Consider the following 21,515-nt stretch of genomic DNA (forward strand, 5'->3'; position numbering starts at 1 on the left):
ACTTCATGCATCAGAGCGTACTTGGAACTGCGTAGCGATCCAGCCCGCTCCCCCGACCACATAACATTACTATCGGCCAAATTTCATGAGAAAACGTTTTCTCATATTGACTTTCTAATAGGGAAAAGCTTTTCTCTTCCGCAAGCGGGAGAGTTGGAAGTGGCGCAGCGGACAAAAAGCAGTCGAGTGACGATTCACGATCTTGCCAGGGCAGCAGATGTGAGCGTGTCGACAGTATCCAAAGCGCTGAACGACAACGGTCGCATGGCTCTCGACACACGAGAGCGTATCAAGCGGATCGCCCGCGAGATCGGCTTCCGGCCCAACGCGCTCGCAAAAGGTCTGCTCAGCAACCGCAGCCTAACCGTCGGGCTTCTGACAAACGATACCTACGGCCGTTTCACCCTCCCTGTAATGGCCGGGATCTCCGAGGCGCTGGTCGATCACGGCGTCTCGGTTTTCCTTTGCGCGATCGAAGACGATCCGGCCCTTGGCAAGATCCACGTCGACGCGATGCTCGACAAGCAGGTGGACGGGATCATCGCGACTGGCAAGCGCATCGATCGAAGCCTGCCGGTCGACCTGACCAGACTGCCGGTTCCCGTCGTATACGCCTTCACTCAAGGTGAGCCGAACAGCGTGACGCTGACCTCCGACGATGGGCATGGCGCAGCTCTCGCGACGGAGTGGTTGCGAAAGCTGGGACGAAGGCGACTTGTCCACGTGACGGGGCCGTCCGATTTCGTCTCGGTCCGCGAGCGCGCTGCCGCGTTCCGCGAACTTGCAGGATCAGACGCTCGGGTCCTCAACGGCGCGTGGTCGGAGGCCTGGGGGCACGAGGCGGTCGCCGCCCTCTGGTCGTCTGGCGACGCGAAGCCGGACGGCATCTTCTGCGGCAACGACCAGATCGCGCGCGGCGTCGTCGATGCGTTGCGGGAGCGCGGCGTCGCTGTTCCGGAGAATGTCTCGGTCATCGGCTTCGACAACTGGGAGATCGTCGCGGCGCAGACCCGGCCGCCGCTGACCACCATCGACATGAATCTGAAGGAACTCGGGCGCGAGGCCGGTCTCACCGTGCTCGCGCTGGCAGAAGGCAAGAACGTGGAGCCGGGTCTCCGACGCCTGCCATGCAAGCTCGTGGTTCGCCAATCCTGTGGAGGGGATGGCCAGCCGTTGTGAAGGAGAGCGAATCCGGTGGAGCGGGTTCGACTGGAGGAGGAGAAGGACAATGCTGAAGAAACTACTGGCCACTACGGCCGTGATATCTGCCATTATGACGACAGCGGCCTCTGCCGAGACGATCGCCATGTGGGTGCGTTCCGGTATCGGCGACTCCTTCAAGGAAGTCGTGAAGGCCTACAATGCCAAGGGAGGCGATACGGTCGAGATGACCGAGGTCCCCTTCGCCGAACTGGTGCAGAAGTATGCGACCGCGATCGCCGGCGGTCAGGCCCCGGATGCCCTGTCGCTCGACCTGATCTACAACCCAGCCTTCGCCGCCGCCGGCCAGCTTGAAGACCTGACCGACTGGGCGAAGTCGCTGCCCTACTTCAACTCTCTGTCGCCCTCGCACGTGAAGCTCGGCACCTATGACGGCAAGATCTACGGGCTGCCGCTCTCGGTGGAGACGTCCATCTTCGCCTGGAACAAGGACCTCTACCGGAAGGCGGGCCTCGATCCCGAAAAGGCACCCAAGACATGGGACGAGATCACCGCGAATGCCGAGAAGATCCGCGCGCTTGGCGATGACACGTACGGCTTCTACTTCTCCGGCGGCGGTTGCGGCGGCTGCATGATCTTCACCTTCACGCCGTTGGTGTGGGGAGCGGGTGCCGACATCCTGTCGGAAGACGGCAAGACGGCGACGCTCGACACTCCGCAGATGCGCAAAGCGATCGACATCTATCGCAACCTTGTCGCCAAAGGCACCGTGCCCGCCGGATCGGCTAGCGACAACGGCGTCAACTTCCTGAGCTTCACCAACGGCAAGATCGGCCAGCAGAGCCTCGGAGCATTCGCGATCGGCACATTGGTCACCCAGCATCCCGAGATCGACTTCGGCGTGACGTTGATTCCGGGGGTCGATGGGAAGCCATCCTCCTTTGCCGGTGGCGACAACGTCGTCGTTACGAAGGGCACGCCGAAGCTCGCCGCGGTCAAGGGCTTCCTCGACTACGTCTATTCGCCGGACGGGCAGAAGATCATGGCCAAGTTCGGCAGCCTGCCGACCCGCGGCGACATCGCCGACGAAGTCCTTCAGGGTCTAGATCCGCGGCTCAAGGTCGGCATCGAGGCGATCTCTGTCGCCAAGACGCCCTACACGCTCCAGTTCAACGATCTGATCAACTCCTCGAACGGCCCCTGGGCCACGTTCATCAACGCCGCGATCTACGGCGATGACGTCGATTCGGCGTTCTCCAACGCCCAATCGGAAATGCAGTCGATCATCGACAACGCGCAGTGAGCGAAAAGGGAGGCCGGCCGTTCGAAAGCCGGCCTCCTGCGCCCTGACCCAAGCCGGACCCAGTTGGAGACGATCATGCAATCCTCGACCATGCGCGCCCCGCGCCGGCGGTCTCGCCGTACGGGCTGGCGCGGGCTCGCCTACATCGCGCCGGCCATGTTGCTGGTGTTGGTCTTCTTCGTCCTGCCGGTACTGTTCACGGTCTGGATGAGCTTCCACAAGTGGCCGCTGCTCGGCCTCCCGACCTTCAACTGGGGTGCCAACTACGCCCGCCTCATGACGGATACGCGCTTCTTCGCCGCCCTCGGCTTCACCGCCTACTATACGCTGGTGGTGACGATCGCGATCTTCGTGGTGGCCTTCCCCCTGGCCATCCTGGTCGAAAAGCAGCGCCCCTTCGTTTCCGCCTATCGGACAGTGATCTTCCTGCCGGTGGTCGTCGGACTCGCTTCGGCCTCTCTTCTCTGGGTGTGGCTCGCGAACGTCGACAGCGGCCTGTTCGCACCGCTCTTCCAGCGATTGGGGCTGACGAATGGCCGGATCAACCTGCTTGCTAGTTTCGACACGGCCTTCCTCACCATCATCGTTATGGTGGTCTGGAAGATCGCCGGTTTCACCATGATCATCCTGCTGACCGGCCTTCAGGCCATTCCGGCCGACCTCACGGAGGCGGCCCGGATCGATGGTGCGCGGCGCTGGCAGCGCTTCCGCCACCTGACCCTGCCGCTGATGCGGCGCACGCTTGCGCTCGCGCTCATCTTGTCGGTGACCGGCTCGATCCTCGCATTCGACCAGTTCTACATCATGACCTCGGGTGGGCCGCAGAACCGCATGATCTCCGTCGTCTACTACATCTTCAATCAGTCCTTCGTCTCGTTCAATCTCGGCTACGGCGCGGCCCTGTCGATCGTGCTCCTGGCCATCCTTGTGTCGCTCAGCGTCGTCCAGCTCTGGCTGCTCCGGGTGCGGGAGGGAGAACAATGACCGACCGGCGAGCGCGCAGAGCGCGGCGGGCCGCCATCGATGCAGTCGCATATCATGCAGTCGGCATCGGTACGGCCATCTTCTTCCTCGCACCCTTCATCGTCATGGTGCTCTCGTCCTTTCGCTCGAATGCCGAGTCGGGCACGCCGCCGCTGCCGCCCTGGCCGCGGATGGGCTTCAGTATCGATGCCTATCGCGCGCTCGACGGTTTCGGCGCGGGCATCTGGCAGCACACGGTCAACTCGCTCGTCGTCTCGCTGGGCACGGTTGTGCTGACCGTCGCCGTCAGCGTCATGGCCGGCTACGGGTTCTCCCGCTACCGTTTCCCGTTCAAGAACGCGCTGTTCGTCCTGATCATCGCGACGCTGATGATCCCGTTCCAGTCGATCCTGACGCCGCTCTTCATCATCCTCGCGAAGCTCGGCCTCAACAACTCGCTGTTCGGGCTGATGCTTGTCTACGTGACGCTGCAACTGCCGTTCTCGGTCTTCATGATGCGCAACGCGTTCGACGCGGTGCCGAAGGAGATCGAGGAGGCGGCCCGGATCGACGGAGCGCGCGACCTGCGCCTCCTCGCCCGCGTGCTTCTGCCGCTCGTGATGCCTGGAGTGGCGACCGTCTCGATCTTCGCGTTCCTCAACGCCTGGAACGAGTTCTTCGCCGCGCTCGTGCTGCTCTCGTCCAACGACAACTACACGCTGCCCGTTCTGATGACTGCCGTACGTGCTGGTCGCCTCGGCGCGATCAACTGGGGTGCCGTCCAGGCCGGGGTCACGGTCATGGTCGTGCCATGCCTGATCATGTTCCTTCTTCTTCAACGCTACTACATGCGCGGGCTGATGGCCGGCGCGGTGAAATAACCTTTGAGACCTATGGAGAGACCTTAGACATGAGCCACAAAGACCGCCAGTTCCGCCCCGTCACCGTCCCCTCCGTCACGCTCTCGGGCTTCTGGGGTCAGTGGCAGGATGCCGTCAGCGAGACGACAGCCGCCATCCTGCTCGACCGCTGCGAGGCCGCCGGCATGATCCAGGCGATCGACGTCGATCAGCCCTCTCCGGGCGTCGTCATTCCGATCGCTCCGTGGGGCGGCTCGACCCAGATGTTCTGGGACTCCGACCTCGGGAAGTCGATCGAGACGATCGCCTTCTCGCTCTACCGCAAGCCGAACCCGGAACTCGAAGCGCGGGCCGACGCGATCATCGATCTCTATGAGAAGCTGCAGGACAAGGACGGATATTTGAACGCCTGGTTCCAGCGCGTGCAGCCGGACCGTCGCTGGACCAATCTGCGCGACCATCACGAACTCTACTGCGCCGGCCATCTGATGGAAGCCGCGGTGGCCTACTACCAGGCGACGGGCAAGCGCAAGCTGCTCGATATCATGTGCCGCTACGCCGATTACATGCTGACGGTCTTCGGCGAGGGCGAGGGGCAGATGCCCGGCTATGACGGGCACGAGGAGATCGAGCTGGCGCTGGTGAAGCTGGCCCGCGTCACCGGCGAACCCAAATATCTCGATCTGTCGAAGTTCTTCGTCGACCAGCGCGGCACCGAGCCGCACTTCTTCACCGAGGAGGCCCAGCGCGATGGCCGCGACGCTTCCGACTTCCACCAGCGCACCTACGAATACGGCCAGGCGCATCAGCCTGTCCGCGACCAGCGCAAGGTCGTCGGCCATGCGGTGCGGGCCATGTACCTCTATTCGGGTATGGCGGATATTGCGACCGAGTATCGCGACGACAGTCTCACCGAGGCGCTGGAGGGGCTGTGGGACGATCTGACAACGAAGCAGATGTACATCACCGGCGGGATCGGACCGGCCGCTTCCAACGAGGGCTTCACCGACTATTTCGACCTGCCGAACGACACGGCCTACGCCGAAACCTGCGCTTCCGTCGGACTGGTCTTCTGGGCCAACCGCATGCTCGGTCGAGGGCCGAACCGCCGCTATGCCGACGTCATGGAGCAGGCGCTCTACAACGGTGCCCTGCCGGGTCTCGCGCTCGACGGAAAGACGTTTTTCTACGAGAACCCGCTCGAAAGCACCGGCAAGCATCACCGCTGGACCTGGCACCACTGCCCATGCTGCCCGCCGAATATCGCCCGGCTCGTCACCTCGATCGGTTCCTACATGTATGCGGTCGCCGATGACGAGATCGCCATCCACCTCTACGGCGAAAGCACGATGACCTGCGAGCTTGCGAACGGTTCCGAGGTGACGCTGAAGCAGAAGACCGAGTATCCCTGGGACGGCGCGATCGGTCTCGAGATCGGTCTGGGATCGCCTGCTCGCTTCGCCCTGTCGCTGCGCATCCCCGAATGGGCGGAGGGTGCGACGCTCGCGGTGAACGGTACGCCGGTGGACGTCTCTTCGACACTGATCGACGGTTACGCGCGCCTGGATCGCGACTGGCAGGATGGCGATCGGGTGGAGCTTGTCCTACCGCTTGTGCTCAGGCCGCAATTCGCAAATCCCCGCGTGCGCCAGGATGCGGGTCGCGTGGCCCTCATGCGCGGCCCGCTCGTCTATTGCGTCGAGACGACCGACAACGGTGACGATCTCAATGCCATCGTCGTGCCGAAAACGATCCCCGAAGGCTCGACCGTAATGCTGCCGGAACTGAACGGTGCGGTCGCTATCGACCTGACCCTTCAGCGCGAGGACGCGGGACGCTGGGGCGACGCCCTTTACCGCAGCCGTCCGGCGGACCGAAGCGACGCCAGGGTCCGGCTCATTCCCTATCACCTGTGGGATAACCGGACGCCTGGAGAGATGCTTGTCTGGATGCAGGCGGACTGATCGGGGCTGACGGCTATGAAAGGAACCAGTCTCGTCTTGCGCGACGTGCGCAAGAGCTACGGCGCGCTTCAGGTGATCCACGGCATCGACCTCAAGGTGCAGGATGGCGAATTCGTGGTGTTCGTCGGCCCTTCCGGCTGCGGGAAGTCCACGCTTTTGCGGATGATCGCAGGGCTGGAGGAAGTGACTGACGGCGAGATCGCCATCAAAGGGCGTGACGTGACGGATCTCGATCCGTCGGATCGCGGCATCGCCATGGTCTTCCAGTCCTACGCGCTCTACCCGCATATGAGCGTCGGCGACAATCTCGCCTTTGGGCTGAAGATGGCAGATACACCGAAGGATGAGATCGCCCGACGGGTGGCGCACGCCTCCTCGATCTTGAAGATCCAGCCCTTGCTGGACCGCCGGCCGGGACAGCTTTCGGGCGGCCAACGGCAGCGCGTGGCGATCGGCCGCGCGATCGTCCGCGAGCCGGACATTTTCCTGTTTGATGAACCGCTGTCAAATCTCGACGCCGAGTTGCGGGTATCGATGCGCATCGAGATCGCCAAGCTCCATCGCCAGCTTGGCAACACCATGGTCTACGTGACCCATGATCAGACGGAGGCCATGACGCTCGCCGACAGGATCGTCGTGCTGCGCGACGGACGGGTCGAACAGGTGGGCTCGCCGCGCCGGATCTACGAGGATCCCGACAATATGTTCGTCGCGGGCTTCATTGGTTCGCCGCGGATGAACCTCCTCAATGCTGTTTCGCGGGGACAGGGCACGATTTCCTTGGCCGGAGCAGAGCTCTCCGGCTTGCCCGAGCGGGCGGACCTCCGTCCCGGCGACCCGTTGTGGTTCGGCATCCGCCCCGAGCATATGTCGCTTGCTAGGGCCGACGAGGAAGGCATTCCGGTCCGGGTGGAGTTCACGGAGTATCTGGGATCTACCCGCTTCCTCTATGCTACGCTCGAGGATGGCCAGAGCCTGACGGCCGAGCTGACCGGCGACGCGGAAATTGCCAACGGAGCGACGGTGCGGCTGACGCTGCCGTTCGATCGCCGCCGCTTCTTCGACGAAGGCGGATCCAGGATCCGATAGCCTCTTTTCGAGGTGGCGCATCGCCTTCACCACTGCGTAAGCGGCGTCGAATTCCTAGGCTGCCGGGTGGCGACACTGGAACGGAAGCCTCTGGATCGAGGTGTTGGCTCGACCGGCGGAACACCGAAATCCAGATAACGCCCGCCTATTCGCAGCCGCTTCCATTGTTTCCGTGCTGATGCCGAGACCTGTCATAGGAAATGCTGTCACCGCGTATCGTGGAAAGGCTCCTACTGCCGGTCGGCCGCTCTTCTGAGAGTTGGAATATTCTACGGCTGGTCGAGGGATTTCTTGGGCGACGGTTCGCACCGTTTTCAAGCTGAGTTGCCACGCCATCAGATCGTTCTAGCTAGCAAGAAACTCGAGAACGTTCCGCTGGAGACCATCGCGTCTGTTGATGTGGTTCGGGAGATCAAGTCGCCTATGTCGTTCGCCAAAGGCTGAAAGGTGATGTCCGGCGCGTCAACGTACGGGCAGATTTATTTCATTTACCTGAAGTCCACCAACCAGTCGGCAAACTTCCTGGCCAGACGTCGTTGAGATCCTGACTTCGGATATGCGAGATAATGGCCGATATATCGATTGTGCCGGAATGTCGGCCCAAATGGGCGGACCAATTGACCGTTCGCTAGTTCTCTGTGTGCTAGGACATTCGACTCCAGAGCGACGCCAAGGCCGTTCGCTGCGGCGTCGATAGCCAGGAAGCTTCGGTCGAAGCTCATCGACGGACCCGGCGCTGGACCAAGACCGTTAGCTTCGAACCAGTCGATCCATTGGATTCGCTTGAGGTCACTTCGGATCAGGGGCTGCGACAGTAGGTCAATGGGCGAATTGAGTCTCAGTGCTACATCGGGGGCACAAAGCGGGGAAACAATCTCCTCACCCAGTGGAACGACGATGAGATCTCCTCGATCGACAGGTTCGCCATAGACAATATCGGCATCAAAGAGACCATCTACAAAGCGCGCATAGCTCGTGCTCGCCGCGACGCGCACTTCCACGCCTGGATTCTCGCGCAGGAACTGCGGAAGACGGGGGGAAAGGACTTTAGCAGCGTAACTAGGCGCGCAGTGCAATCTCAGTAGCGAAGCTGCATTCGATGAAATTCGCTCAATTCCACGACGCAATTCTTCGAAAGCGCTAGCCGTATGCGCGAGCAGGGTCTGACCCGCGAGCGTCAGTCGCACGTGACGGGTCGTTCTCTCGAACAAAGCGACTCCAAGATCACTCTCGAGCTTAGCGACCGCGTGACTGACCGCGCTTGGCGAAAGGTGCAGTTCCTCCGCGGCGCTGCGGAACGATCCGAGACGCGCGGCTGATTCGAAAATACGCATAGCGGAAAGCGAAGGCATTTTTAGCATATGATTAGTGAACCAGATTCACCTCACGGTGTAAACTTCGCGTTTGTCCGTTCGCGGACGAGGAGGCAAGGGTGTCGTCATTGGCAAGGCAGCGCCGACGGATGAGGATGCGGGGTTGCGGCACGGGGGAGACCGGCGCGGCACCGGGGAGGAAAGACATGCTTCTGAAGGGTAGAACCGCCGTGATCTCCGGCGCAGCGAGCAGGCGTGGAATTGGCCGGGCTACGGCGGAGCTTTTCGCGGAGCACGGCGCGCGCGTCGCCATCTTCGACCTCGATGCAGCCGCTGCACGGGATGCGGCAGCTACGCTCGCACCAGTCGAGCAAGGCGATCATATCGGGATCCGCTGCGACGTAGCGGATCGCCAATCGTGTGTCGCCGCGGCCGAAGAGGCGGCCCACGCCTTCGGCGCGATCAACATCCTCATCAACAACGCTGGCATCACGCAGCCCGTGAAAACGCTGGACATCTCTTCAGCGGATTGGGAGCGCATCGTCGGAGTCAATATGACCGGCGTGCTCTATCTCAGCCAGGCGATCATTCCGAATATGCGTCAGCATGGCGGAGGCTCGATCGCCTGCATGTCGTCCGTCTCCGCGCAGCGCGGCGGTGGCATTTTCGGTGGGCCGCACTACTCTGCCGCCAAGGCCGGCGTGCTCGGTCTTGCCAAGGCGATGGCGCGCGAATTCGGCCCCGAAGGCATCCGCGTGAATTCGGTGACGCCGGGGCTCATCCAGACGGATATCACCGGCGACAAGCTCACCCCCGAAATGCGCACCGACATCCTGAAGGGGATCCCCCTAAGCCGTCTGGGGGAAGCGCGTGATGTCGCCAACATCTATCTTTTCCTAGCCTCGGATCTGTCGGCTTACGTGACCGGTGCCGTGATGGACGTGAACGGCGGAATGCTCATCCATTGAGCCTGCGTGTCAGGCCCGCGTTGAAGAGGGAAATGGTCCAGACATGAGCTCTATCGGTCACAACATCAGCCTGCACGAGCGCGCGCGACGCATTCGCCGCCATGCCCTGCGAATGGGCGAGGTCCAGGGGCAGGGCTATATCGCCCAGGCGCTCGGTATCGCCGATGTGCTGGCTGTCTCCTATTTCCACGCCACGGCCTATCGGCCGGACGACCCGGAATGGGAAGAACGAGACCGCTTTCTCCTGTCGATCGGCCACTATGCAATTGCGCTCTATGCCGCGTTGATCGAGGCGAAGATCGTGCCGGAGGATGAGCTTGAGTCCTACGGCACGGATGACAGCCGCTTGCCGATGTCGGGTATGGCCGCCTACACGCCGGGCATGGAAATCACCGGCGGCTCGCTGGGTCACGGTCTTGGCATAGCCGTGGGGATGTGCCTGGGCCTCAAGCGCAAGCGTTCTTCTTCCTTCATCTATACTCTTTTCTCCGACGGTGAGCTCGACGAAGGATCGACTTGGGAGGCTGCTATGTCGGCCGGTTCCCACAAGCTCGACAACCTCATCGGTATCGTGGACGTCAACCAGATGCAGGCAGATGGTCCGTCGCTCGGCGTCATGAACTTCGAGCCGCTCGCTCCAAAGTTCGAAGCTTTCGGCTGGTACACACAACGTGTCGACGGCAACGATATCGACGCGCTGGTAGTTGCTTTCGACAAGGCGCGACGTCACGGGGGCCCGGTGCCGCGCGTGATCATCTGCGACACGAAGATGGCTAAGGGAGTGCCTTTTCTGGAAGCGCGGGAGCGCAACCATTTCCTACGCGTCGAGCCTGGCGAATGGACCGAGGCTCTCAAGATCATCGACGAGAGGGTCGCTCCATGAGACGCTCGAAATATGTCCGCCCGGACTTTCTGTCTGCGCCCGCCGGTGAAAGGCCGCGCCTGACCACGTCGGCCATGATTGCTTCGATCGCCGGTCCCGATCAGCCGACGCGGGCCGCACCGTTCGGCCATGCACTGGCCGCGCTGGCGCGTAATGATGATCGCATCGTAGGCATGTCCGCGGACCTCGCAAAGTACACGGACCTTCATGTCTTCCGCGCCGCTCATCCTGACCGCTTTTACCAAATGGGAATGGCGGAGCAGCTTTTGATGATGTCGGCCGCTGGCATGGCGAGGGAAGGGTTCCAGCCATGGGTGACCACCTATGCGGTGTTCGCCTCCCGGCGCGCCTACGACTTCATCTGCCTCGCAATCGCCGAGGAGGAGCTGGACGTGAAGATCGTCTGCGCCCTGCCGGGTCTGACCACCGGCTACGGCCCAAGCCATCAGGCGACCGAGGACTTGGCAATTCTTCGCGGCATGCCGAACCTGACGATCATCGATCCGTGCGACGCGCTCGACATAGAGCAGGCGATTCCGCAGATCGCGGCGCACAGGGGTCCGGTCTACATGCGCCTGTTACGTGGCAACGTGCCGCTCGTCCTCGAAGAATACGGCTACAGCTTCACGCTCGGAAAGGCGAAGCGCATCCGCGACGGGCGCGATGCACTCATCATATCGTCCGGTATCATGACCATGCGAGTTCTGGAGGCGGCAAAGCTGTTGCAGCGCGACGGCGTGGACGCAGCCGTGCTTCACGTGCCGACGATCAAGCCTCTCGATGAGGAAACAATCCTCTCAGAATGCGGGAAGCAGAACCGGCTAGTTGTCGTTGCGGAAAACCATACGCTTGTCGGCGGTCTTGGCGAGGCGGTGGCGGCGACGCTCATGCGCTCGGCCGTCCGACCTTCAGCCTTTCGCCAGATCGCGCTGCCCGATGCCTTCCTGGAGGCCGGGGCTTTGCCGACGCTTCACGAGCGATATGGACTTTCCACGGAACGCGTCGTCGCTTCGCTGAAAGCATGGCTTGATGAGTAATCACTGAATCGTTTGTCTGGCTAGGAGGACGCCGGGAGACGACGCCAAGCAATGGGTAGGGAGGATACAATGAACTTGCAGATCGATCGACCGGTGACTTCGAGAACTGCGGCAACGTCGTTCGCCTCGCCTTCGCGTCATCTCGAACTGGACCGGATACGGTCCCGACTGGTGATGGTGGCCGGCCTTGGTGTTGGCCTAGACACGTCGCTTACCAGAACCACGTTTCTGGCCTCATCCTCCGTTGCGAAGGCTGAACCAGGCGAGACCATGCGGAAGCAGCGGTCCGACCTCCTGATGGCCATGCGTCTCCTCTTCGTCGTGGGTTTATTCCCCGGTCGCCTGCATTGAAGAGGGTGCCTAAGTTGGAGACCAACGAGATCATCCTCGCGGCACGCGGCCTTACGAAGACCTACGGCGCGACATCCGTCCTGAAGGGCGTCGACTTTTCCGTTCGCAGAGGGGAGATACATGCGCTGCTCGGCGGCAACGGGGCGGGCAAGTCGACGCTGATCCGAATCATCACCGGTACGGCAGCGAAGGATGGCGGCGAGATCGAGTTTCGCAGCCCGAAAGGCCTCTTGCGGAACGAAAGCGAAGGTCGCCGTAGGGTCGCCGTCGTCCATCAGGAACTCGCGCTCCTGCCGCACTTGACCGTCGTCGAAAACATCGCTTTGCCGCACTACAACCGCGGCATCGGTCTTTTTGATCGCAATGTTGGGATGAAGCATGCGCACGCGGCCCTGTCGATGATCGACAGGAATTTCGCCGACAAGGCGCTCCATCGATTGGTCGGCAGCCTCAGCCTGCATGAGGGCCAGATGGTGGAGATCGCTCGGGCTCTCGCCTCTGGCGCTGAGCTTATCCTGCTCGACGAGCCGACTGCGAACCTCACCGCACTGGAAACCGAGCGGCTCTTCGTTGTGCTGCGGCGATTGACAGCGGAAAATGGTCTTTCCGTTGTCTTTGTCTCCCACAGGATGAAAGAGCTGAGGCAGATCGCGACCTGCTGCAGCATCATTCGCGATGGCCGTACCGTGGTTGACCGGCAACCGATGTCTGCACTGAGCGATGCGGAGATCGTAGAGAACATGGGCCAGATCACGCATGTGCCTACCGCCGCCGAGCGGCCGGCGGTGCTTCCGCGGCGGAGGGCTGAGATCGGTGACGCTATCGTCCTTCGGACGGACGGGCTGGAGGTGGTCCTTGAGCCAGGCGTGATCCTCGGTCTTGCCGGCGCGCCAGCCGGACCTCAGGCGCTTGTAGCGGCGCTCGTCGGCGCATCGCGCTCCAAGAACTGGACTGTCACGCACGCTGATTGGCCGCAGCGTTTCGCCACCCCGCACAAGGCTGCAGTAAGCGGCGCAGGTTTTGTCACTGGCGATCGCGCACACAAGGGCGTTCTGCACAGCCTGCCGATTGTCGACAATGTTCTTGCGTCGCGCAGGATCGTGCGCGGTAGCCTCCTAGCCGGAGGGCGGGAGAAGCGGGAGTGTCTCGACCTCCTGCAGACTCTGAAGGTCAAGGCCTCCTCGCTCTGGGCGCTTCCCGGCACGTTGAGCGGCGGCACGCAGCAGAAGCTGCTCCTGGCACGTTGGATGAGCCTTCCCTCCCGTCTCCTTGTGCTGGAGGAGCCGACCCGAGGCGTCGATATCGGTACGAAAAAGGAAATCTACCAGCTTATCCGCCACATGGCGGCGAGTGGCACCGTCATCGTCTGGTGGTCAACCGAAAACGCGGAGCTGCTCGAGGTGTGCGACCGGGTCCTTGCCTTCGACACCGAAGGCCGGTGCGCCGGAATGATCGACCGGCAGGACCTGACGGAAGACAGGCTTGCGGAACTCACAGGAATGGCGGCATGACGGAAACACCTGTATCCTCCACTGCGCGGCGGAGCGCGCCGGACCCTGCGCCGGGAGGCGACCCCGCGATCCGATATCGCGAGGGTCTGCTTTCGACCTACCGAACGGAGATCGCCATTGCGATCGCGATCGTCCTGCTGACGCTCGCCGTCGGCTCCCAGGTCCCGCAGGCGCTGAGCTGGGGAAATTTCGCCAACATCACCCAGGCCGGCGCACCGCTTATCATCATGTCACTGGGCGTGCTTCTCGTCGTCATCACGGGTGGAATCGACCTTTCGGTCGGCTCGGTCTTCTCCCTGACCGGAATGGTCGCCGCACAAGCTATGGCCCAGGGCTTCGGCGGCGTCGAAGCGAGCCTGATCGGCCTTGGCGTCGGCTTCACGTTCGGGTCGATCAACGGCTTTCTAGTCACTATCGTCGGCCTTGCACCTTTCGTAGTGACACTGATCACGTTCGCTGTCGCCGGCTCGCTGGCATTCATCGTCACCAACGGCCGATCCATGCCGATTGGGGATCCGGACTTCTGGCTGCTCAACAGCGGCAGCTTCATCCCCGGAGTACCCAATTACATCCTGTTCTGCGTCGTCCTGATGGTGGTGATCGAGCTCTTCCTAAAGAAGTTCGTAGCCGGACGGTGGTTCTACGCAGTCGGCAGCAGCGCCACCGCTGCATTCCTGCTCGGTATTCCCGTTAAGCGGACGACGTTCTTCGCCTATGTCGCATCGTCGCTCCTGGCGTCGTTCTCCGGGCTCCTTACAATTTCGTACATCCTCAACGCCGAATCGACTGCCGGATCCAGTCTCATGCTGCAGGCCATCGCCGCTGTCGTCATTGGCGGAGCGAGTCTGCTCGGCGGCACGGGAACCGCGATCGGCGCAGTGCTCGGGGCGTTGATGATCACGGTCATCCAGAACGGAGTCAACCTGATCGGCATCAACAGCTTCTGGCAGGGATCCGTCACCGGTCTCGCCATTCTCATCGCGGTTCTCATCGACCGCTTCAGCAAATCCCGGCGGGGAGCCGGTTAAATCCAGCATCATGCTGGTCTCGTGGAGGAGAAACTGGAATGCGTGGAACACTGACCATCACCCTTGTAGCCATTACGGCCACAGCACTGGCGGCGACATTCAACACGGCTTCGGCACAGGAGAAGAAGACTGTAGCGTATCTTGCCCCGTCGCTCGACATTTCCTATTGGCAGTGGGTTGGCTATGGCGTGAAGCAGAAGGCGGCCGAACTCGGCATGGACTACGTCGAGTATACTTCGGAGAATTCACCTGCCAAGCAGATGGACAACGCCCGGACAGCCATCACCAAGGGCGTCGATGCGATCGTGATCGGACCCGTGAGCTCGACCAGCACGCCGCCCTTGCTTGCTTACCTGAAGTCTCAGGGCATCCCGATCGCGTTCGCAGGTATCGGTCCCCAGACCGGTCAGACCGACTATACGTCCGCCGTCACCGCCAATAATCTCGAGACCGGCAGGGCCCAGGGAAGCTTCGTCTGCTCGCTTGCCAAGGAGCGGGGCGGAAACAAGGTTGGCATGCTGTCCCTTCCTCAGGATCGCGAGAATGCACAGAAGTATCTGAGGGGCGCTCAAGATGCGTTCGACGTGGATGGGTGCGAACTCGTCCAAGTTCTGGAAACGCGCGGACTGACCGTGAACGAGGCCGTCACGCAGGCGAACGATATGTTGACGGCGCATCCCGATATCAAGGCGATCTACGGCATGTACGACGAGGCCGGCACCGGCGCAGCCAAGGTCGTGGAAACCCGCGGGCTGAAGGGTAAGGTCGGCATCGCGGTCGCGGACGGCAGTCCGACGACCATCGGGCTCCTGAAAGCCAACGCCATCCAAGGCATCTTTTTCCAGGAGGCTGTCGGACAGGGTATCGACGGAACGCAACAGGTGTACAACGAGCTGACCGGTGCGCCGGTGACTAAGGACCTGGCGCTCGTCATGCCGCTCGTGACGGCCGACAAGGTGGATACGCCGGAGGCAAAGGCAGTAATCGCACGCGTCTTTCCGCCCAGCAACTGAAAAGGTGGCCGGGATGCCCGTCGTTCATGGCGGGCATTGCGGCCGGAGTCCGCGACATGGATGACTTTCCCATCATCGATCCACATTTCCACCTGTGGGATCTGGAGACGAACTATTACCCCTGGCTTTCGGACGGCGTGAAGCCCTCTGCGTTCGGCGACTACACCGCCATCAACAAGACGTACCTCATCGAAGATTACCTGGCGGATGCCTGCAACCAGAATATAGTGAAGGCAGTCCATCTCGACGTCGGCTATGACCCAAGTGATCCCGTCGGGGAAACCCGCTGGCTGCAGGGCGTCGCCGATCGTCACGGGTTCCCGCACGGAATTGTGGGATACGCGGACCTCCGCCGTCCCGATATCGGAGACGTTCTCGACGCGCATATGGAGGCAGCCAACTTCCGCGGCATCAGGCAGTCGATGAACTATCACACCGACAGCGCCAAGACATATCTGAGCGCACCGGAAGTCAGCCGGACCTTCGAATGGCGTCGCGGGTTCAGGGAACTGGCGCGACGACGTTTGACCTTCGATTTGCAGCTCTACTATTGGCAGATGGACGAGTTCCTCGAGCTCGCGCGCTATTTTCCCAACGTGCAGATTATCCTCAACCATACCGGCATGCAGGTGGACGGCCCGTCTCATTTTGAAGGCTGGCGCGAGGCGATGAAGACGCTGGCACAAGCGCCGAACGTGGCGTGCAAGATCTCCGGTCTCGGTATGGGCGACTGGAACTGGACCATCGACACCATCCGCCCCTATGTGGAGGAAGCGATCGCGGCTTTCGGGGTCGATCGGGCGATGTTCGCCTCCAACTTTCCGGTCGACAAGCTCTTTTCGAGCTATGATGCGATCTGGAACGCCTTCAAGGAGATCACGGCCGGATTTTCGCAGCATGAGCGGGCGGCGCTCTTCCACGACAACGCATTACGCTACTATCGTCTCTAGATAAGCGTCCACCGGTAAAATCGGTGATAGACCGGCTCTCGAACTGAGAGAATCTATGTCAGTCTACTCGTTGTCTTTCACGGGAGGTCAGGCTGATGAAACGGGCTACAGTTTCCGATGTTGCGAAGGATGCGGGTGTAAGCGTCGCAACGGTTGACCGCGTGCTGAACGGACGGCTGCCCGTTCGCGAGGAGACCGCCAAGAAGGTCTACGCTTCAGCAGAGAAGCTCGGTTTTCACGGCCTCAAGATCATTCGTCAGCGGATGTTGGCGGACATGCCGTCATATCGCTTCGGAGTCATCCTGCGAAAGGAGCGTCAGTCCTTCTACCAGGCTTTCACCGCGGAGCTGCAACTGGCCGCGGCGGCGGTCAAAGACCGTCAGCTCTACTTGTCCATCACCTATGCGAATTCCGGTGAGCCGTCGGAGCTTTCGGATCTACTGATCGGTATGGCCGGCAAAGTGTCGGCTGTCGCGGTCACGGGACCTGATCATCACGATGTCACGGCGGCGGTATCCGCTATCCGGGCGAAGGGCGTCCCGACCTTCGCACTCCTCACTGATCTTGCTCAGGGAGTGCGGGAGGCCTACCTCGGGCTCAACAACATGAAGGTGGGGCGCAGTGCTGCATGGATGATCGCCGGCTTGTCGAAGAAGCCGGGGAAAGTGGCGCTCTTCATCGGCGGTCACCGCTTCCACGGACATTCTCTCAGGGAAACTGGCTTCCGGGCGTATATGCGTGAATTCGCGCCTGAGTTCCAGGTCCTTGACGCTCATATCAACTTGGAGACACGACGACTGACCTATGAGCTGTTGATGGACACTCTGTCACATCATGGCGATCTCGTCGGCGTGTACTGCATGGGAGGCGGAATGGAGGGGGCGATCCAAGCTCTGCGGGAAAGCGGGCGTGCCAGCGAAATCACATGCCTCGTGAACGAACTTACACCAGAGTCGCGCCAGGCGCTGCAGGACCACGACATCGCCGGAGTTTTCCAGACGCCGCTTCCCGAGCTTTGCCGCGACCTGATCAACACGATGGTCCATACGGTGGAGAACGGCATGGCCGAAAGTCCGGGGCAGCGCTTCTTTCCGGCTAGCCTCTGGGTGCCTGAAAGCGTCTGATGGAATGATAGAAATCATCATGATCCGTTGATCATATTCTATCAGAGATGAAAGGAAATTCGCCAGGCTCTTCGTTGACCGGAGGGTGCGTTTACGGAATTCTCCCGGTGCGGCCACGAGGGTAGGAAGTGGCCGCTCACAGAGTAGCTGGATCGAGGGAGGCCGCACGCGGGAGCGCGCGGCAGAGGAACCTTTTTGTCTTCAGGTTCCGGTCGATCGGCAACGGCCAATTCTTTTGGAGGAGAATCAATTGAAACAGCATCTCATCATGGTCGCGTTGGCGACGACGCTAAGCGCATCGGTGGCATCAGTCGCTTCGGCGGAAACCGTCGGCGTGTCAATGGCACTTTTCGACGACAATTTCCTTACGGTCCTTCGCAACGGCATGCAGGACCACGCCAGCCAGGCGGGCAACGTGACGCTACAGGTGGAGGATGCTCAGAACGACGTCGGTAAGCAGTTAAGCCAGGTCCAGAATTTCGTAGCGGCCGGTGTCGATGCGATCGTTGTCAACCCGGTCGATACGGACGCTACGGTCGCGATCTCACAGGCCGCTGCCGCTGCAGGCATTCCGCTGGTTTACGTCAATCGCCAGCCGGTCAACGTGGACGAGCTTCCCGAGAAACAGGCCTTCGTCGCATCCGACGAGAAGCAATCCGGCACTCTCCAGACTAACGAGGTCTGCCGCCTGCTGAAGGCCGCCGGCAAGACCGAAGCGAATATCGTTGTCATGATGGGCGAGCTGTCGAACCAGGCCGCTCGTGTGCGCACCCAGGACATCAAGGACGTCATCGCCACTCCCGACTGCAGCTTCATCAAGATCGTCGAAGAGCAGACCGCCAACTGGTCGCGTACTCAGGGCGCGGACCTGATGACAAACTGGCTGTCGGCGGGCATCCAGTTCGACGCGGTGATTGCCAACAACGACGAGATGGCGATCGGTGCCATCCAGTCGCTCAAGGGCTCCGGTCGCGCGATGGACGACGTCATCGTGGCAGGGATCGACGCGACGCAGGACGCCCTTGCTGCCGTCGCCGCAGGTGACCTCGACGTAACCGTCTTCCAGAACGCAGCCGGGCAGGGCAGTGGCGCAGTGGATGCGGCGTTGAAGCTCGCCCGCGGCGAGCCGGTCGAGAAGAAGGTCTATGTCCCCTTCGAGCTGGTCACGCCCGCGAACCTGAAGAACTACCAGGCGAAAAACTGACGTTCCATCGAACATACCGAAGGCGCGCTCCGCGCCTTCGGACCCTACTGGCACGGGCTGCGAAGACGCTTGCGTCGAAAGCGGACCCGAAACGGATCTGCCACGGGGTTATGACGCTCAGGCGTCGACAGGCACGCCCGGAGGTTCGACTATGGTGAGTTCAACGACAGCGAAAGCGATCCAGGACGTTCTGGAAGCTACGAAGCGGGATGGCATTCTTGCGATCGAGGGCATCCGGAAGGAATTCCCCGGTGTTGTCGCGCTCGACAACGTGCAGCTCCGTATCCGACCCGGCACGGTTCACGCGCTGATGGGCGAGAACGGAGCCGGCAAGTCGACGCTGATGAAGATCATTGCCGGCGTCTATCAACCCGATGCCGGCGAGATCCGCCTGCGCGGCGAGCCGGTGACGCTGAAATCGCCGCTCGACGCGCTCGAACAGGGCATCGCCATGATCCATCAGGAACTTGCCCTGATGAACTGGATGACGGTGGCGGAGAACATCTGGATCCGCCGCGAGCCGAAGAACCGCTTCGGCCTGATCGACCACGCCAAGATGGCGGAGATGACCGAGGCGCTGTTCGCCCGGCTCAATATCGTGCTCGACCCGCGGGCACAGGTGTCGGAACTCACCGTCGCGCAGAAGCAGATGGTCGAGATCGCCCGCGCCGTCAGCTACGAATCCTCCGTGCTGATCATGGACGAGCCGACCTCGGCGCTGACCGAGCGCGAGGTGGAGCGCCTGTTCGCCATCATCCGCGACCTTCGCTCGCGCGGCATCGGCATCGTCTACATCACCCACAAGATGAACGAGCTCTTCGAGATCGCCGACGAGTTCACCGTGTTCCGCGACGGCAAGTATGTCGGCTCGCATCTCTCCAAGGACGTGACCCGCGACGACATCATCCGCATGATGGTCGGCCGCGACATCACCGACATGTTCCCGAAGATCGATTGTCCGATCGGAGACGTGATCCTGGAGGTCAGGAACCTCACCATTCCCGGTGTCTTCCACGACATCTCGTTCGCGCTCCGCCGCGGCGAGATCCTCGGGCTGGCCGGGCTTGTGGGTTCCAAGCGCTCCAACGTTGCCGAGGCGATCTTCGGCGTGACGCCGGCAACCTCCGGCGAGATCTTCGTCGACGGCAAGCCGGTGACGATCGACAGCCCTAGTGCCGCTATGGCGCAGGGCTTCGCGTTCCTGACCGAAGACCGCAAGGAAACAGGCTGTTTCCTCACGCTCAACTGCCTGGAGAACATTCAGTCCGCGCTCATCACACGTTCGCATGTCAAGGCGGGTTTCGTCGAACAGGGCGAGGTAACCCGCCTCGCCGCGGACATGGCGGCCAAGCTCCGGGTGAAGACGCCGGACCTCTTCGAGACAGTCGAAAACCTGTCTGGCGGAAACCAGCAGAAGCTGTTGATCGCGCGCTGGCTGTTGACCAAGCCGCGCATCCTGATCCTCGACGAGCCGACACGCGGCATCGATGTCGGTGCCAAATCCGAGATCCACCGCCTGATCACCGGCTTGGCAGCCGAAGGCGTTGCCGTGCTCATGATCTCATCGGAATTGCCCGAAGTTCTCGGAATGAGCGACCGCATCGTCGTCATGCACGAGGGCCATGTCTCCGGCGTGCTCAATCGCGCCGAAGCCAATCAAGTCAAGGTCATGGACCTTGCCGCGCGCTGACGCGTGGTTCTGGGAGGAAGACGCTTCATGAATGTCACCACATCCACGGTAAAGCAGGTCGAACGCAAGCGGCGTCGCCTGCCGGCTGAGTTCACAATCCTGCTCGTGCTCATCGGCATTTCGCTGACTTTCGAGATTCTGGGCTGGATCCTGCTGGGGCAGAGCTTCCTCGCCAACCCGCAGCGGCTTTCGATCATGATCCTGCAGGTCTCGGTCATCGGCATCATTGCGATCGGCGTGACGCAGGTCATCATCTCGGACGGAATCGATCTGAGTTCGGGCTCGATCGTCGGGGCCACCGCGATGATCTCGATGAGTCTGGCGCAGGTTGGGACATTCGAGCGCGCGCTCTATCCGAGCCTTACGGACCTGCCGGTGATCGTGCCCGTCGCCATCGGGCTTCTGTTCGGCGCGGTCTGCGGCGCGATCAACGGGCTGTTGATCGCCTATACCCGCATTCCCCCGTTCATCGCGACCTTGGGCATGATGGTCACGGCGCGCGGCTTCGCAAAGTGGTACACGAAGGGTCAGCCGATCAGCTTCCCGACCGACAGCTTCGCGGCGATCGGCAAGGGCCTGGCACCGGTCGTGATCTTCCTGCTCGTCGCGGCCGTCGTGCATGTCGTTCTGCGCTACACGCGATACGGCAAGTTCACCTATGCGATCGGGGCCAACAAGCAGGCCGCGCGTGTCTCGGGCATCGACGTCGAGCGGCATACCGTCAAGGTATACGCGGTCGCGGGACTTTTGTCTGGACTCGCCGGTATCGTAGTCGCCTCGCGGGGACTGACGGCTCAGGCGGGCATGGGCATGAGCTACGAGCTGGATGCCATCGCGATGGCTGTTATCGGGGGAGTGTCGTTGTCCGGCGGGCGCGGATCGATCCCAGGAACCATGATCGGCATGGTGATCTTCGGCGTGATCATCTCCGGCTTCACCTTCCTGCGCCTCGACGCCTACTACCAGGAGATGCTCAAGGGCATCATCATCGTCGCCGCCGTCGTAGCCGACGTCTACCGCCAGCGAAAGCGGGTCAAGCGGAGCTGACCGGAAAACGGACGGCAATTCCAACCACCCGACTCCCGTTCTCATCGCGGTCCCCT

At 61.7% G+C, this 21,515-nt stretch carries 19 protein-coding genes; 18 read left to right on the forward strand and 1 reads right to left on the reverse strand.

Annotation, left to right across the window (positions count from 1 at the left end; translation table 11 throughout):
* Positions 1-186 precede the first annotated feature (186 nt).
* The 6 genes from U8330_RS20030 to U8330_RS20055 all read left to right on the forward strand — a co-directional run bounded on the left by U8330_RS20030 (position 187) and on the right by U8330_RS20055 (position 7,340).
* Positions 187-1,179 (forward strand): LacI family DNA-binding transcriptional regulator, encoded by a 993-nt coding sequence (locus U8330_RS20030; protein ID WP_323107014.1) that lies wholly within the window; start codon positions 187-189, stop codon positions 1,177-1,179.
* A 49-nt stretch (positions 1,180-1,228) separates the two neighbouring features.
* On the forward strand, positions 1,229-2,464 hold the full coding sequence (locus U8330_RS20035) for a sugar ABC transporter substrate-binding protein (protein ID WP_323107015.1): 1,236 nt from the start codon (positions 1,229-1,231) through the stop codon (positions 2,462-2,464).
* Between the two features lie 75 nt (positions 2,465-2,539).
* Positions 2,540-3,448, forward strand: coding sequence for a sugar ABC transporter permease (locus U8330_RS20040; RefSeq protein WP_323107016.1), 909 nt, complete (start codon positions 2,540-2,542; stop codon positions 3,446-3,448).
* Positions 3,445-4,308, forward strand: a complete 864-nt coding sequence (locus U8330_RS20045; protein ID WP_323107017.1) for a carbohydrate ABC transporter permease — start codon at positions 3,445-3,447, stop codon at positions 4,306-4,308. Before U8330_RS20040 ends, U8330_RS20045 begins: the two co-directional genes overlap by 4 nt.
* Positions 4,309-4,337: 29 nt before the next feature.
* Complete coding sequence (locus U8330_RS20050; RefSeq protein WP_323107018.1) at positions 4,338-6,251, forward strand: glycoside hydrolase family 127 protein; 1,914 nt, start codon at positions 4,338-4,340, stop codon at positions 6,249-6,251.
* A gap of 15 nt (positions 6,252-6,266) precedes the next feature.
* Positions 6,267-7,340, forward strand: a complete 1,074-nt coding sequence (locus tag U8330_RS20055) for a sn-glycerol-3-phosphate ABC transporter ATP-binding protein UgpC (protein ID WP_323107019.1) — start codon at positions 6,267-6,269, stop codon at positions 7,338-7,340.
* Positions 7,341-7,828: 488 nt separating this feature from the next.
* Here the strand turns inward: U8330_RS20055 and U8330_RS20060 are convergent, their stop codons facing one another.
* Positions 7,829-8,701: a LysR substrate-binding domain-containing protein gene (locus tag U8330_RS20060; protein ID WP_323107020.1), complete on the reverse strand. Its 873-nt coding sequence runs from the start codon at positions 8,699-8,701 to the stop codon at positions 7,829-7,831.
* 158 nt (positions 8,702-8,859) lie between these two features.
* On the opposite strand from U8330_RS20060, the gene U8330_RS20065 reads away from it, so the two are divergent.
* The 12 genes from U8330_RS20065 to U8330_RS20120 all read left to right on the forward strand — a co-directional run bounded on the left by U8330_RS20065 (position 8,860) and on the right by U8330_RS20120 (position 21,459).
* Entirely contained in the window at positions 8,860-9,621 is a 762-nt protein-coding gene (locus U8330_RS20065) for an SDR family NAD(P)-dependent oxidoreductase (RefSeq protein WP_323107021.1), read from the forward strand.
* 43 nt (positions 9,622-9,664) lie between these two features.
* A complete protein-coding gene (locus tag U8330_RS20070) occupies positions 9,665-10,504 on the forward strand; it encodes a transketolase (protein ID WP_323107022.1) in 840 nt (279 codons plus the stop codon).
* Entirely contained in the window at positions 10,501-11,541 is a 1,041-nt protein-coding gene (locus U8330_RS20075; protein WP_323107023.1) for a transketolase family protein, read from the forward strand. The genes U8330_RS20070 and U8330_RS20075 overlap by 4 nt, the downstream gene beginning before the upstream one ends.
* Before the next feature lie 69 nt (positions 11,542-11,610).
* Positions 11,611-11,892 carry a hypothetical protein gene (locus U8330_RS20080; protein ID WP_323107024.1) on the forward strand — a complete coding sequence of 94 codons (282 nt, stop codon included), beginning with the start codon at positions 11,611-11,613 and terminating at the stop codon, positions 11,890-11,892.
* Between the two features lie 14 nt (positions 11,893-11,906).
* Complete coding sequence (locus U8330_RS20085) at positions 11,907-13,403, forward strand: sugar ABC transporter ATP-binding protein (protein WP_323107025.1); 1,497 nt, start codon at positions 11,907-11,909, stop codon at positions 13,401-13,403.
* Positions 13,400-14,431: an ABC transporter permease gene (locus tag U8330_RS20090; RefSeq protein ID WP_323107026.1), complete on the forward strand. Its 1,032-nt coding sequence runs from the start codon at positions 13,400-13,402 to the stop codon at positions 14,429-14,431. Before U8330_RS20085 ends, U8330_RS20090 begins: the two co-directional genes overlap by 4 nt.
* Before the next feature lie 38 nt (positions 14,432-14,469).
* Positions 14,470-15,444, forward strand: coding sequence for a substrate-binding domain-containing protein (locus U8330_RS20095; RefSeq protein WP_323107027.1), 975 nt, complete (start codon positions 14,470-14,472; stop codon positions 15,442-15,444).
* A 56-nt stretch (positions 15,445-15,500) separates the two neighbouring features.
* Entirely contained in the window at positions 15,501-16,394 is an 894-nt protein-coding gene (locus U8330_RS20100; protein WP_323107385.1) for an amidohydrolase, read from the forward strand.
* Between the two features lie 95 nt (positions 16,395-16,489).
* A complete protein-coding gene (locus tag U8330_RS20105) occupies positions 16,490-17,518 on the forward strand; it encodes a LacI family DNA-binding transcriptional regulator (protein ID WP_323107028.1) in 1,029 nt (342 codons plus the stop codon).
* A 268-nt stretch (positions 17,519-17,786) separates the two neighbouring features.
* Positions 17,787-18,722 (forward strand): sugar ABC transporter substrate-binding protein, encoded by a 936-nt coding sequence (locus U8330_RS20110; protein ID WP_416236944.1) that lies wholly within the window; start codon positions 17,787-17,789, stop codon positions 18,720-18,722.
* A gap of 151 nt (positions 18,723-18,873) precedes the next feature.
* Entirely contained in the window at positions 18,874-20,412 is a 1,539-nt protein-coding gene (locus U8330_RS20115; protein WP_323107031.1) for a sugar ABC transporter ATP-binding protein, read from the forward strand.
* Between the two features lie 27 nt (positions 20,413-20,439).
* A complete protein-coding gene (locus U8330_RS20120; RefSeq protein WP_323107032.1) occupies positions 20,440-21,459 on the forward strand; it encodes an ABC transporter permease in 1,020 nt (339 codons plus the stop codon).
* Positions 21,460-21,515 lie beyond the last annotated feature (56 nt).

Origin of the sequence: Rhizobium sp. CC-YZS058 (assembly GCF_034720595.1) — a bacterium.
Lineage (GTDB): Bacteria > Pseudomonadota > Alphaproteobacteria > Rhizobiales > Rhizobiaceae > Ferranicluibacter.